General features: G+C 55.6%; 14 protein-coding genes and 1 pseudogene. 6 read left to right on the forward strand and 9 right to left on the reverse strand.

The window, feature by feature from the left end; all coding sequences use genetic code 11:
• Positions 1-2: 2 nt before the first annotated feature.
• Together traL and GTF44_RS20035 are read right to left on the reverse strand one after the other, a co-directional pair.
• A complete protein-coding gene (gene traL, locus GTF44_RS20030; protein WP_171562827.1) occupies positions 3-299 on the reverse strand; it encodes a type IV conjugative transfer system protein TraL in 297 nt (98 codons plus the stop codon).
• A gap of 56 nt (positions 300-355) precedes the next feature.
• Positions 356-694, reverse strand: coding sequence for a hypothetical protein (locus GTF44_RS20035; protein ID WP_171562824.1), 339 nt, complete (start codon positions 692-694; stop codon positions 356-358).
• A 266-nt stretch (positions 695-960) separates the two neighbouring features.
• Here GTF44_RS20035 and GTF44_RS20040 point away from each other — a divergent pair, with 266 nt between their 5' ends.
• Positions 961-1,677: a hypothetical protein gene (locus GTF44_RS20040; protein WP_171562822.1), complete on the forward strand. Its 717-nt coding sequence runs from the start codon at positions 961-963 to the stop codon at positions 1,675-1,677.
• A 112-nt stretch (positions 1,678-1,789) separates the two neighbouring features.
• Here GTF44_RS20040 and GTF44_RS20045 read toward each other — a convergent pair whose 3' ends face one another.
• On the reverse strand, positions 1,790-2,083 hold the full coding sequence (locus tag GTF44_RS20045; RefSeq protein WP_171562815.1) for a helix-turn-helix transcriptional regulator: 294 nt from the start codon (positions 2,081-2,083) through the stop codon (positions 1,790-1,792).
• 10 nt (positions 2,084-2,093) lie between these two features.
• A complete protein-coding gene (locus GTF44_RS22655; protein WP_171562813.1) occupies positions 2,094-2,432 on the reverse strand; it encodes a type II toxin-antitoxin system RelE/ParE family toxin in 339 nt (112 codons plus the stop codon).
• Positions 2,433-2,724: 292 nt separating this feature from the next.
• Between GTF44_RS22655 and GTF44_RS20055 the strand changes: the two genes are divergently transcribed.
• Positions 2,725-3,069 (forward strand): hypothetical protein, encoded by a 345-nt coding sequence (locus tag GTF44_RS20055; RefSeq protein WP_253261375.1) that lies wholly within the window; start codon positions 2,725-2,727, stop codon positions 3,067-3,069.
• A gap of 336 nt (positions 3,070-3,405) precedes the next feature.
• On the opposite strand, the gene GTF44_RS20060 is transcribed toward GTF44_RS20055, so the two are convergent.
• Entirely contained in the window at positions 3,406-3,783 is a 378-nt protein-coding gene (locus GTF44_RS20060; protein WP_171562812.1) for a hypothetical protein, read from the reverse strand.
• A gap of 1,003 nt (positions 3,784-4,786) precedes the next feature.
• On the opposite strand from GTF44_RS20060, the pseudogene GTF44_RS20065 reads away from it, so the two are divergent.
• Positions 4,787-5,680: pseudogene (locus GTF44_RS20065) on the forward strand (Tn3 family transposase); the annotation flags it as partial.
• A gap of 475 nt (positions 5,681-6,155) precedes the next feature.
• Here the strand turns inward: GTF44_RS20065 and GTF44_RS20070 are convergent.
• From GTF44_RS20070 to GTF44_RS20085, 4 genes are all read right to left on the reverse strand, one after another.
• Positions 6,156-7,079, reverse strand: coding sequence for a DMT family transporter (locus tag GTF44_RS20070; RefSeq protein ID WP_171562810.1), 924 nt, complete (start codon positions 7,077-7,079; stop codon positions 6,156-6,158).
• A gap of 427 nt (positions 7,080-7,506) precedes the next feature.
• Positions 7,507-8,724 (reverse strand): TauD/TfdA family dioxygenase, encoded by a 1,218-nt coding sequence (locus tag GTF44_RS20075; RefSeq protein ID WP_171562808.1) that lies wholly within the window; start codon positions 8,722-8,724, stop codon positions 7,507-7,509.
• A 32-nt stretch (positions 8,725-8,756) separates the two neighbouring features.
• Positions 8,757-10,187 carry an FAD-binding oxidoreductase gene (locus tag GTF44_RS20080; protein WP_171562799.1) on the reverse strand — a complete coding sequence of 477 codons (1,431 nt, stop codon included), beginning with the start codon at positions 10,185-10,187 and terminating at the stop codon, positions 8,757-8,759.
• The gene (locus GTF44_RS20085) at positions 10,180-11,130 is read right to left on the reverse strand and encodes an L-histidine N(alpha)-methyltransferase (protein WP_171562797.1); all 951 of its coding nucleotides are present in this window, start codon (positions 11,128-11,130) and stop codon (positions 10,180-10,182) included. The genes GTF44_RS20080 and GTF44_RS20085 overlap by 8 nt, the downstream gene beginning before the upstream one ends.
• Positions 11,131-11,714: 584 nt before the next feature.
• Here GTF44_RS20085 and GTF44_RS22240 point away from each other — a divergent pair.
• The 3 genes from GTF44_RS22240 (at position 11,715) to GTF44_RS20095 (ending at position 12,787) form a co-directional block, all read left to right on the forward strand.
• Complete coding sequence (locus tag GTF44_RS22240) at positions 11,715-11,948, forward strand: transposase (RefSeq protein ID WP_253261377.1); 234 nt, start codon at positions 11,715-11,717, stop codon at positions 11,946-11,948.
• The gene (locus GTF44_RS20090; protein ID WP_253261378.1) at positions 11,948-12,502 is read left to right on the forward strand and encodes an IS5 family transposase; all 555 of its coding nucleotides are present in this window, start codon (positions 11,948-11,950) and stop codon (positions 12,500-12,502) included. Before GTF44_RS22240 ends, GTF44_RS20090 begins: the two co-directional genes overlap by 1 nt.
• A gap of 102 nt (positions 12,503-12,604) precedes the next feature.
• Positions 12,605-12,787, forward strand: coding sequence for a hypothetical protein (locus GTF44_RS20095; protein WP_253261376.1), 183 nt, complete (start codon positions 12,605-12,607; stop codon positions 12,785-12,787).
• Positions 12,788-12,840 lie beyond the last annotated feature (53 nt).

Here is a 12,840-nt window from a genome sequence, read left to right on the forward strand (position 1 = left end):
CACTATCCCCGCCAATGCACCACATCGGATCGCGGAAACGACCGATATGGAGAGAGTTCAACAGGCAAAAACCAATACGCAGCGGCTTTCAGCCGCTCGACCCCACCTTCGCCTTTCAAACGACGCCAAAGGCTAAAGAGTATCAGGCCAATGACGATACCGGGGATCAGGCTGCGGCCAAGGAACCCAACCAAACACGGGCCAAGGAACATCGCAGCATCGTCAGTCGTGAAGAAAAACAAACGCCCGGGCACTTCGAGCTTCTGTTCGATACGGACAGTGTTGGAGTTGTTAGACATCTTGATCCCTTACAATCAGAGTCAGTATGGCCGTTTGCGCCATCACAGGCTCAGCTTCAGAGAGGATCGAGGCTGTCAAGGGAGTCTGCTGGCATCTCTGTGGTGGCCGCCAGCATATCGACAGTGGCGGTCACACCACCAATGCCACTGATGATATCGATACCGTAGCCAATCAGGAACGCGATCAGCACGCTTGAGATGACCCACTTCATACTTGATGTGAATGCGTAGATGGCGATCCCGATGATCAGCGACACCAGCAGCATCAGGGACCCGAAGTTGCCGCTGAGCATGGTGTTGAGATCAGTGCGCATCGTCTCGAAAGACGCGTCGATACCGCTCGAACCAGCGGTCGTGGCGGATGCGATGGAGGGCACCATAACGGCGATTGTCATACCAACCACCAAGGCAACTCGGTGGAGGTTAGTGGTTTTGTACATCATGTTCTGCCTTTGTTGGAGGGAACAACCTACCCTCGTGAAAGGTAGAAATATCGACAGTCAAGATGCAAGTAAAAATGTGCAACAGATGAAATATTGCAGTTTTATAGGCCATCTGTAGTTGAATAAAAATCAAGAAAGAAGATGACTCCGGTGTTCAGATAGGCAACATTAGGCACCAGAAAATCCGGATCTTCAGAGCCAGTATGAGAGCAAAATCGTTGAAAAGTGCAGACTTGGATCAGTTGCTCGCCGTAAACGCAGTGTTTTGGCATCAAGCTCCTGGTCTGGTCGCTGATGGGTATCGCGTCAACGCATACTTACGCGAAGGTTCGAAAGGCTATCACCTCACATTCTCCAAAGACGATGACGCCAAACCGCTTGTCGTGATCGAGAAGAAGGCGACAACAACAGTTGCAGCTGCAACTGAGATAGATGGGATTTCGCTCTTTCAGGTTATGGCCACGCACAGCGATGTGGACAGTTTTACGCTGCCGCTCGTACCGTTTGGCCAGGAACCAGAGACACCCAAAAAATGCGTTATCAGAATGCAGCGGCCAAACCCGAAGATCCTCTGGACGTTGGAGATTGAGGGTAAGTCACTCACTGGCGATAGAAATAAGCCGAAACGCTTTGAACCGTTGAGCGCCGTCATCGACACGGCTCAGTTTGCGACAGCAACCACAGCTGAACTCATCATCAGCTCAGCAACCCGGCAGTACTTCCAGGCAAGGTTTCAAAGGAACAATTGGGTTAATGAGGAACTCGCTAAAAAAGACATGAACTTGCGGACCTGGTGTCTTGAGAAAGGTGAAAAGTACTACACGTTTTACCGCGTTCTTCAAAGGGGTGATCATATCCCGGAGGTGAAAACCCAGTTAGCGCGGATCGCCAAACGAAAGGTTCAAGAGATGTGGCCCGAGATTCATTGGGACTAGAGTGGCAGAACTCGGATGCTTTAGATCGGCCTTGATTTTGATGACGACAATCACGCAGCACGGGCGCGATTTGCGCCCCTCCGTCTCGCCACTGGCGCGCTGTCATGGTGTGCTAGTGCAGTTCCACCCGCAGGTGACGGCCGACAGCCTTGGCAGCCCGTGCCAGCGTCCCAAGTTGCACTGTGTCATTGTCCGGATCGAGCAAGCGATCCAGCTGTGACCGGCTAGTGTCGAGACGCTTGGCCATCTCGACCTTGCTGATTCTCTGTTCCTTCATTGCGGCCGCAATCTGAAACGCCACAACGCGCTTGATCGCTGTGCTGGTGGTCTCTTCCAGTGTACCTTCACCGCGCAGGAAGTCGTCGAATCTGCTGCCAACCCTTCCCTTCTCCACGTCATTACTCATTTCAAACCTCTCATTCGTTTGGTCGCGACATCCAACTCGTGATCGGTGTCTTTTCCGTCTTCTTGATGAAGCCATGTAAGAGCACCATGTTCCCATCATGGGCGCAGAAGAACACACGGGCGATACGCCCACCCTTGAGTTTCGTCCTGACCCCCCAGAGGCCTTTTCGACCTTTGAGGGATCGGCAAAGGGGCATCCCGATCGGCCAACCAAGTTCGGCTGTTCGGATGTCGTCGCCAATGGCTTTGCGGTCTTCAGCTGAGAGACCGAGTAGCCAGTCTCTGACAGGCTCCCGACCGCCCTCTAATGCGAAAAACCGCGCTGGTAGTCGCTTTTCGTCAGTCACCATCAATGTACCATATAGGGTACACTTTTTTGCAAGTTCAATTTCCACAGATAATGATACTCGAAGACCTGGCCCGGCGCCGGGAACCTGTCAGAGCCAACAGATCATCACCACCGTGGCCGGGCCATCTTTGACCTTGCGCTTCGCCCCCCTCCCCTGTCCCGGATCATAGGGAATGCGACGCTCTGCACGATACGCGTTTCGCCCTTAGTCCTTGGCCGATACCTGTGCGAGAGTTGATTTTGTTCCCGATCTGTTCTATGATGTCCCTATCAGGTATCGGGGGGATACAATCATGGGTAAGCACGACGTCCAGTTCAAATCGGAAACGCCAGATTACGCTGTGTTGCCACCGCTTCGTCCAACCGAACGCCAGCTGGCTTATGCGCGACGGATCTCGGCCTCCTCCGGCGTAACTCTTCCGGGGACTGTTCAAGCTGACAGGCGTCGATTGTCACGTTGGATCGACGCGAATGCAGCTGCTTTGCGTCGCAACGCCGTCAAGCCGAGCGATCACCCAAGTTCTCGACAAGTGGCTTTTGCCGAGCGCATTGCGCGAGGACGTCAAAGAGACATCCCTGACGAATGCTACCAGAGTGCAGCCCTCCTGGGCAGCTGGATCGACAGCAACAAGTGGTAAACTGTCCAGAGCGAAAGGATCCACCAGGAATATCGTTGAAAACGATAGCCCGGCTGGCAACAGAACGGACCGAAACCGCTTTCCAAGCCAGAGCGCGTTATCTTTATTGATGAAACCTGCGTCAAAACCAACCTGGCCCGCCAGCGAGGATGGTCACAGTGGGGCGCGCGGCTGGTCATGGACGCCCCCTTTGGATCATGGGGCACACAGACCTTCATCCCAGGCCTCAGCGCCGACGCGTTGAGCCCCCTTGGGTCATCAAGGGGGCATTGGATAGCGAAGCCTTTGCGGCTGGACGCCTCACTGAGGAAGCGGATGCGGTGTTGATCGGACAGTCTAGAAGGTATTACAGTTTGGAGGCCTAAGAAGGAGCGAAGCTGCGAATTCGGGTATCTCGAACAGTGTCGCCTCAGCGACTCTGCCATTGATAGCGACCTCCCCAATTGTGAATTCAGGTGCCCACTGAACGTGGTCAATCAGAACTCCTACTTCATTTTTCTCGGTGCCGAAATCGTCTTCCAGAGCGATTTGAATTCTTTGCGTATGAGCTGGATAGGAATGCAACCAAAGAAGAAGCGCTCCCGCATCAGTCTCGACGACTGATCCGATATTTGTACGTTCGTTACTTTCGGGTTTGGACACAGAAGCTATACCTATTAGCCGGATCGCTGCATTCGGAATAATATCGGTCCTGCCGATCGATTGAAATGTCATGATGTAGATTTCCTTCAGCCGATGGGGTTTGAGCAGATCCCAGGCTGGAGGCCCAAACCCGCTCTTCGATAGACTTTAAAGAGCGCCGGGGCAGCGACCATTTTCCGATTTCTAATAAAAAGCACCCAATCAACGATGATTGGCAAAAGAAAATATTTACTTTCGATGGTTCGATAGATGAATTGGCCAGAAGGATAATAATGGTTGTTAACGCAACTGCCGTGATGCAGGCGATACTGGCGCAGGCAAAGGCTGATCTGCTGCGCAGCGCCGACGATAGAGTACAGGAGCGCTAGTTCTGACCAGTTTCAAAGACGGCGTCGCCAACATGTGAAGTCCGAATACTCGCTCCAATACGCTTGATTTCGCCCTGTCCTTCAGGCCATGCCATGCCAGGGCTGGGCTCTATGCGCTGCCCGGAGCCGGCTTGCCGGCTCTGCCCGTTTGGGTAACGATCCCTGAGACAAGTCACGTGGGAGCCGCGCGGATGCTCGGCTCAAGACGGACAAGGACGTCCGCACCGGGGCTTCGCTTTGGCACGGCCGACTTATTTCCTTTCATTTTGTCGTCCGCCCAACATCCCGGTCACCGTCAGTGAAGGGGCAAGCGCCGGGGTGGCCGCGTCGGTTCCAGCGTCCCCCGTGTCCTCGGCTACGCCTGCGGGCCGCGCCAGGGACGCTTCCACCCCCTTCACAGCCGTCACCCGGGCCGTGGGTCGGGCTTCGTCCTCTCCCACTCTGTTCCGCCGAAAACATGCGTTTTCGGGCAGACCAGACTGGCCGAGGCGCAGCCCAATGGCGGTAGGGCGCAAAGACCCCCCGCCTCCACCACAGAAGGAAAGTCGATATGACCAAGACGAAAGTAAAAGCCAGGCAGGCCGCACTCAGCTTCCTTGATGGATGCGATGGAGTGTGTGGGACATGACTGATTTCTGTGCGTATCCCCATCCCGTCCTTGTGGTCCCCTGCCCCAATTGCGGCAAGCGCGCCGGGGCATGGGTCTGACGGCGTCGAGCGATGGCCAGTTCTTCCCCACCACCCGCCAGGGCGAAGCGATGAACCTGATTAACGCGAAATATGGAAACGAACCCGGCTTGAAAGCCTATACCCATGTGTCCGATCAATTTGCACCCTTCGCCTCCCAAACCATCCCAGCCACGGTCAGTGAGGCACCTTATATATTGGATGGATTGCTCAACAGCGACGTGGGCAAGCGGATCAAGGAACAATATGCCGACACTGGCGGATTCACAGACCATGTCTTTGCCATCACCTCTATCCTTGGGCATCGGTTCATCCCGCGCATTCGGGATTTGCCGTCAAAACGGTTCTACGTCTTTGAACCCGGCGCAATGCCAGCAAATCTGAAGGGAATGGTTGGCGGGAGAATCCGAGAGGGGTTGATAGCGTCAAACTGGTCTGACATTTTGCGCATGGCCGCGACCATGACTGCGGGCACCATCGCGCCAAGTCAAATTCTCCGAAAGCTGGCCTCTTATCCACGTCAGAATGATCTAGCCGCCGCCTTGCGCGAGGTCGGCCGGGTCGAACGCACCCTATTCATGATGGATTGGGAATTGAACACCGACATGCAGCGCCGTGTGCAAATCGGCTTAAACAAGGGCGAGGCACACCACGCATTGAAGAACGCGCTCCGGATCGGTCGCCAGGGTGAAATCCGGGACCGAACTTCAGCAGATCAGCACTACGGCATGGCTGCGCTCAACCTGTTGGCGGCCATCGTGATTTACTGGAATACCGCTCGTCTGGGTGAAGCCGTAGCAGAATGTCAGGATGCTGGGTTACCGGTTCCGCCTGAACTTCTGGCACACACATCTCCGCTCGGCTGGGCCCACATCGTGCTTACCGGCGAATACAAATGGCCGAAGAAGCGTTGATGGTCACTACCGACATTCGCTGCACCACGCTTGAACTCGAAAGATACGGGACCTTACGGTCGTTCGGTTTTCGATCTTCGCTTTTGCAGCATTGTGATTTCCGCAATGCAGCGCATTTCCCGGCTGTGGACATTGAAGGTGGTCTAAATCGAAGAGATCCAACTCGTGCTTTCGCTGAGACCAAGACCGACATACGGGACGCGGATAATGTGGATCGCGTTACCTCCCAACTTTCGCGCTTTGCGACGCACTGCAGGCGTCCTCTTAAGCCAAGACGATTGAGTACCACTCCCGGATCAATAAGCGAGCCAAGCGCATAAGGCCACATTGCCGATTCATGCCATGTTCGTCTCCATAGGAAACTGGCGACCGAAAAGTTCTTCACATTAAATGTTAGACGCATTCGGTCGCTTCGTTGTCCGCGAGCTCCAGATATACTTTGATCGTCGTTCTTGGAATGCCGACGGCGGGACACTTACGATCGCACGATTATTGAACCTGCTACAGTGATCATGATCACGCCAATGACTGTCGAAAACTCTGGAACTTCTCGAAAGAAGAGAAACCCCCAAATGGCTACAAACGGAATGTAGGAAAAGCTTAGTGTCCCGATGACGGATGCCTTTCCCTTCTGGTAAGCGATTGATGTCGTGATGTTTCCAACTGAGATGATCAGCGCGAGAAGTACGACCACCGCCCACTCGCCAGCGCTCAAGTGCTTCCAAGGGTTGGTGAAGAACCCAGCTTGAACGGATGCATCCGACCAATCAAAAAAGCCAACGGACACGGTTCCGAGCAGCCCCGCGATCAGAAAACAGAGCTGAAGGTTTATCGTGAGCACGAGAGGGTGTTCGGTCCGCAGCTTCTGTCGCGTGATGATCATCGCGAGGGCGAAAAAAAGCGCCGAGCACAAGGGCAGCAGCGTCAGCGTGTCTAAACCGTCGACGTCTGGGCGGATGGTGATCAACGCGCCAAGAAAACCCAAGAAGACCGCGAACCAACCGCTTCGGTGAATGCGCTCGCCGATCAACACCGCCGCCAGCAATGTCAACATGATCGGCATCGTGTAGTAGATCGCCGCGGCCTCGGACACTGAAAGATTAATCAGCGCGCCGTAATAGAACAGCCACATCGCTACCATGAGTATACTGCGTGCCGCGGTCCAAAACACTTGGTCGGGCATCAAGGGGATGGTCTTGCGTCCTAGAACGCAAAGTAATGTGAGCAGCGGGATTGCGATCAGCGCGCGCAGCACCACCATCTGCCACAGGCCAAGGCTGATGCTTACATATTTTACGATGGCGTCCCCAAGCGAGAACATCGCGGCGCCAAACAGAACCGCCGCGACGGCGTATATTCGATCGCGGCGCTCGGCGATTGGCCCGGGATCACTGGCCATGGCTCGCGCATCTCGGCGCTCGAACTCTACTCACATCACTCACGCAAATCACACGCTTTGCCTCCAACCTAGGCCCTACCCTTGCTCGCCGTGTATTCGGCGCTCGAAACACCAGCCTGAAGAGCATACGTCTCCTCTAGGAAAGGACACAAGATGCTTTCGTCACCGGTTATCTCGACGACGGGTCCGTCTCGCACGCATGCGACGTCCAGCTTTTTGTTCCTATCGCGCGCCGGGGCCGCGAACGCAGACGTGAGGGTTTTGTTGGATTGCATAATGAAAACAGGGCGGTCTAAATCCTTGGCCGTCTCGACGGCTTCATCAACGATGCCACGTGCATTGACATCACAGGGCCAAGACCGCGTTGCAAAGGCCCTGACGGCGCCTGCGACCCTTGGCACGACGTCCCCTGAGAGCGAGACCCCGCTCATGTGGTGGTGCACATGAGAAAACGGCCCGCGTCGTCATAGACCTGCCCGCGCGAGCCGGGCGTGCTGCGGTTTAAAACCTGCATCCGGCTGCTGACCTCGCCGCGGTCCAGGTAACAGACCTGCAACCTGCGTTTGCCCGTCGATGGCTCAAACGCGGTCCGGCCATGCAAGAGCCGCGTGTTCGAGACGATCATCAGGTCACCCGCGTCGAGTTTCTTGGTGAACTGAAATTCGTCGTTCATGCAATAGGCGCAGAATGTCTTCACGGCGGAACGGCACTTCCGGACCTCATCAACCGAGCCCATGAATGGCTCCAGAATGTCGAGATCCAATCTGACCGACTTGGGGTTCCCGTCGGGGTCCAACGCGATGATCGGACCCTGAAAGGCATGCTCCAACGCATCATCCTGAAAACGGAACGTGTAAACCGGTTTTATGAGTTGCTGGAAGACTTGGGGCTTCCGTTCGGCCAGCACCCTCGCCAATTTGAACCCATCGACGAGTGTCGAAAGCCCGCCCTTCGCGTCGTTCTCCAAAAAGTGCTGAAGCTGGATGGCCGGGGGTGCCTCGTAATGCGCGATATCGGTGTGCGGCGGAAGCGCGAACGATGTGTAGCCGTTGCTATTGGGCTCGTTCTTGGCGATCACGTCGAAGTACCGCCCGAAGGCCGTAACCCGTAGATCACCAATCCTCTTGGCGAAATCGACCGCGAAGCCGTCGTCGCGCGGAGCGTTCTTGACGATCACGAACCCGGTATTGATCAGCGTTTCAAGTAGCCGCCCCATCTCGCCGGTTGAATGCGTGTCCGCGTATTGAAACTCCGGCACGGCCAGGCTCGTCGCGTCCCAGAGATCGAACCGCTCCTCGAATGTCGGGACGCGGTTGGCGTCTAGGGAGGCATCATAGGACCGAAGCCAGCCGTTGCTGTATTGGCTAAGGTGCCCATCCGCCCAGGTTATCTTGAGCGCGTCCAGCGTCGTAAGTATCTCGCCGATGCCCGGCACATGCTTGTCGATGAATTGCACCAGAGGCTCCAGCGTCTCTGGATGCACGCATAGTGGGCAGCGGCAATTGTCGAAGAGCCATTGCTGGTCGTAGTGGCCCACATGCCCGTCGCTCCACGTCAACGTAACGGCGTCTTTGGTATGTTCGAGCTTTTCTATGCGCTGAGACGTTCGATAGTTCCGGAAATCCGCGTCAACAAGGTTGGACATCTTTATCTTCCCGAGATCGCCGCCGCTGGCGCCTAGTGTTGCTTGAGGTAGTTCACGATGCGGTTCTCGGGGTCATCAAACGCATACCAAAGAACCTCTGGCGGCAACGCGTAATCGACATCGATTTCATCGTACATTTTAGTGATCTTATCGCGGTAATGCGCTTCGATTTCCTTGGTTGAGAAGAGCGCCGCGTTCTCGCCATACTCGTACCAGTTGGCCAAGCTGTGGATCACGCATTCGTCGATCGAGCTCTCGATCGTGCGGGTGACGATGGGCTTGCGGGTCGGCGTGAACTCGAGGTGATAGGAGCGCGGTTTGCCCTCGAGCTCGTTGGCGACGTGAACAGCCAGGAGCGGCGCGCTGTGCACGCCGTCGCGGAAGGTGCCGGTCATTACGTAAAGCCCACGCATCGGGAGCGCGCCGATCATCGGATAGCCATCAAGGCTGATCGGTCTGAACCCGCGCAGGAATTGCTCGACCTGGTGATAGGCGATGCCCTCGTCAAGCTGCTGCATGGCGTATTTCGTGATGTAGTGAAGATCGAGCAGGCGCACACCGGTGTTCGACCGCGGCGAGGCGCTGTTGGTGGCGCCGATATACTCCCTCCCTTGATTGTTCGGCACCACGTGAAGGCCGCATCCGAACGCCCGGTTCGGCGTGCGCACGACGCTTTGGAACGCGTCTCCCTCGTAGCGCTTGGCGACCATCCCGAGCCCAAGACCCGGAAATGTGGGCAGAATGTCGATGTCCTTGGAGGCGCTCTGAACCAGGGCCTCGCTGCGCGCCCCCGCGGCGATCACGATCCACTCCGCCTCGACAAAACTGCCGTCAGAAAGCTCCACGCCGGATACCACATCACCTTCGCACTGAACTTTGCGCACGTATTGGTCGATGATCGGGATGTTTGCGTCCGCCAGCGAGGCCTCAAGCGCAGACAGTACCGCCCTTACGTCGATACCGCCCTCGTCTGGTAGCCGGATCGCCCGGAAAGCGCGGCAATCAGGTTGGGGATTGAAGCCCGCTATGGCCTTCGGTTCCACCTCTTCCCATGGCGCTTGATACTCCTTGAGCGCCACAATCATGGCGTCGAAGTTTTGGGAATCGAGATCGCTGCCCTTGGAGTTCAGCACGACGAACGTGTCGTCCGAAACCTTCAGCGGATCTCCACCTGGAGACTGCCTCTGCAGCCGATCCAGCGACCCGTCCCAAAGCTTATGCGCCTCCAGCGCCAGCTCAAATTTGGCCTTGCCGATGTCCGTTGACAGTGTCTCCGTCGAAAGCTCGGAGAATGCCGGGAGCATAGCCCCTGCTGCGCGGCTTGCACAGCCGTCCCGCCCTGCCGGACCAACAACCGCGATGCGCTTCTGCGTCTCTCTTTGCGCAAGCTCGTCTGCAAGAAACAAGGCGAGCGCGCCATTTCCAACAATGAGGATATCTACTTTATGGGGCGTCTCATTCATGTTGCCATCCCGGTACAAGCTCATGGTGCGGTGCTGCTTCTGCTGGCGAAAACATGGCAAGCAAGAAATGACACGCTTTATCGGTCCAAGACGCCGTATGTTTAAATCCAGCGGCTTCCACCATCGGAATGACTTCAGCTTCCTTGAACTTTTGGGAGATTTCGGTCCTGATCCGGTCTCCGGCGGTCATTTCGAATTCGACCCGCCCATCAAGGCATGATATTTTACTGCGTGTTTTGGCAACGACATGAGTCTCAAGACGCCAGGTACGTGTGTTGAACTCCGAGACTGTGGTGAAGTTATCGGTCTCAAAGTTCGCACGGTGACGTCGATTTACATGATTCAGAACGTTTAGGTTGTGGATCCGGTTGACCTGATTGCGGTCATTATATGCACGCGCAATTTTCCCGGGATCCTCGGTTATATCGACACCAAGCAAGAACCGATCATCAGCCGAGCAAGCACCGCGTATCGAAGACAGAAAGCTTCTGATCTCTGGCATATCCTGATTGCTGATTGAACTTCCGAATGACGCAAAAAGCTTCGGCTCAGCAAACTTTGCTGTCGCTTCAAGAACATCGGGATACACACCGCATATGGCATGTATCGGATTGTTCAGTCCCGCATCTCGAAATGCTCCGATACAGTCCCGCAAGACCTGTTCGTTCAGGTCGATCGGTACATACTTGAAGGTCATGCACTCTGCATGGGAGGGTCGTTGAGCACTCAACGCAGCGATGACCTTCTCACCTGAGCCTGCGCCTAGATCCACGAGTACGCGGCAACCACTTGTCGCGACCATCTCAGCCAGGTGCTTCGTAAGAACCTCGCGCTCTGATCGTGTCAGGTAGTATTCTTGCTGAACACACTGTAGTTTAAAAATATATGATCCAATATCATCATACTGATACTTACAGTCTATAACGCGGTTGGAATGTAACAAGTTTGAGACAAATTCCGTTTCGGAGAAACTCTCAGTGTTACCGGACTTACATATTTCTATGGCGATATCGGGTGAGTGGAATCTGGAGAGTTCTGTCTGTCTCGTAGAAGCATGTTCAATCGCGAATCACCCTAAAGCTGTAGAAATTGTTACATTTCGTGCTAAAGTAGAAATCTGAGGCCCGGATTTGTCAACTCGCGACGAGAAAGGGCTAAGAGATCAGCGAGTGTTCGCGTTTCACTTGAAAGGGGCCAGCAAACACATGCCCAACAATTGAGACTTAGGATGTGATCAGCACTCCGCTGCGCTAAGGTTTGTGGTTTTTCGTCGTTCGACGCCTCGTTGGCGTCCCACGCGTTGGCTTTAGTATGATCGAACGAGCGATGGACTGCATGTGGGTCGGAAGCCAAGGCGCGCATAGATCCATGCATCGCAAATAGCAGAACTGGGCTAACCTGGAGCAACGCAATGCATGAGGCGTCGCCTTAGGGTCAGGACCCATTGATTTCCGTTTGGTGGCGTGCTTCACGGCTCAAAAACGAGCGGTGAATATGTCTGACCTTTTCTGGCTCACGGATGCGCAGATGACGCGTCTTGAGCCCTTCTTCCCAAAGTCCCACGGCAAACCTCGCGTTGACGATCGGCGCGTGCTGAGCGGGATAATCTTCATAAACCGCAATGGCCTAAGGTGGCGCGACGCCCCGGCAGCTTATGGTCCACACAAGACGCTCTACAATCGTTGGAAGCGCCTCCTCTCGGGCATGCAGAGCATGCCCTGCCGGGCAACGGGAGCAATAAAGGCATCTTCGCGAAGATGATGGCGGGCTTGGCTGCCGAACATGGCGAAGAGACGACCGTAATGATCGACGCCACCTACCTGAAAGCCCACCGGACAGCGACCAGTTTGGGCGTCAAAAAGGGGGCGTGGACGCCTGATCGGCCGGACCAAAGGCGGCATGAACCGCTGCCCGGCAGGGCATTGCAACGCAATGTCCCGAAAGGGGCCAGCCTCCACGCTATTTGCGACAGCCAGGGCCGCCCGCTCGATCTGTTCGTGACGGCCGGGCAGGTCAGTGATTACATCGGCGCACGTGCATTATTGAGCGGCCTGCCGAAGGTTGATTGGCTACTCGGTGATCGTGGCTATGATGCGGACTGGTTCAGGGAAGCGTTAAAAAAGGGGATACGCCCCTGCACCCCTGGTCAGAAACAACGCAAGAAGACAGTCAAATACGACAAGCGACGCAACCGGATTGAGATCATGTTTGGCCGCCTGAAGGATTGGTGTCGTGTCACAACAAGATATGATCGATGCCCCAGGGTCTTCCTGTCCACCATAGCCCTCGCTGCAATCGTCATCTACTGGCTATGAGATGCTGTAACGGCGCCTGCGTCACACACCGCCGTTGCCACTTGTCAGACCAGCACGGCGCTGTCGCCATTCCCGTATTGACCCTAGATGGAGGATGACGGGATGAAGCTATTTATCGGATTGGATGTGTCGTTGGCGAAGACCGCAGTGTGCGTGGTAAGCGAGCATGGCCAGATCATCAAGGAGGCAGAGGCGGACAGCGAACCCGGGGTTCTGGCCCGCTGGCTACGCGATCTGGATGGCCGCATCGCAGCGATTGGCCTTGAGGCTGGGCCACTGTCGTAATGGCTGCACAGAGGGCTGACCGAAGCTGGCCTGGAGGCGGTGCTCATGGAAAC

It is taken from the genome of Roseobacter sp. HKCCD6576-2, assembly GCF_013179285.1.
Taxonomy (GTDB): Bacteria; Pseudomonadota; Alphaproteobacteria; order Rhodobacterales; family Rhodobacteraceae; genus Rhodophyticola; species Rhodophyticola oceani.

Excerpts from the sequence above, each read along its gene's own strand:
- traL (WP_171562827.1), bottom strand. The coding sequence starts at position 299 with ATGTCTAACAACTCCAACACTGTCCGTATCGAACAGAAGCTCGAAGTG.
- GTF44_RS20035 (WP_171562824.1), bottom strand. The coding sequence starts at position 694 with ATGACAATCGCCGTTATGGTGCCCTCCATCGCATCCGCCACGACCGCT.
- GTF44_RS20045 (WP_171562815.1), bottom strand. The coding sequence starts at position 2,083 with ATGAGTAATGACGTGGAGAAGGGAAGGGTTGGCAGCAGATTCGACGAC.
- GTF44_RS22655 (WP_171562813.1), bottom strand. The coding sequence starts at position 2,432 with ATGGTGACTGACGAAAAGCGACTACCAGCGCGGTTTTTCGCATTAGAG.
- GTF44_RS20055 (WP_253261375.1), top strand. The coding sequence starts at position 2,725 with ATGGGTAAGCACGACGTCCAGTTCAAATCGGAAACGCCAGATTACGCT.
- GTF44_RS20060 (WP_171562812.1), bottom strand. The coding sequence starts at position 3,783 with ATGACATTTCAATCGATCGGCAGGACCGATATTATTCCGAATGCAGCG.
- GTF44_RS20070 (WP_171562810.1), bottom strand. The coding sequence starts at position 7,079 with ATGGCCAGTGATCCCGGGCCAATCGCCGAGCGCCGCGATCGAATATAC.
- GTF44_RS20075 (WP_171562808.1), bottom strand. The coding sequence starts at position 8,724 with ATGTCCAACCTTGTTGACGCGGATTTCCGGAACTATCGAACGTCTCAG.
- GTF44_RS20080 (WP_171562799.1), bottom strand. The coding sequence starts at position 10,187 with ATGAATGAGACGCCCCATAAAGTAGATATCCTCATTGTTGGAAATGGC.
- GTF44_RS22240 (WP_253261377.1), top strand. The coding sequence starts at position 11,715 with ATGACGCGTCTTGAGCCCTTCTTCCCAAAGTCCCACGGCAAACCTCGC.
- GTF44_RS20090 (WP_253261378.1), top strand. The coding sequence starts at position 11,948 with ATGGCGGGCTTGGCTGCCGAACATGGCGAAGAGACGACCGTAATGATC.
- GTF44_RS20095 (WP_253261376.1), top strand. The coding sequence starts at position 12,605 with ATGAAGCTATTTATCGGATTGGATGTGTCGTTGGCGAAGACCGCAGTG.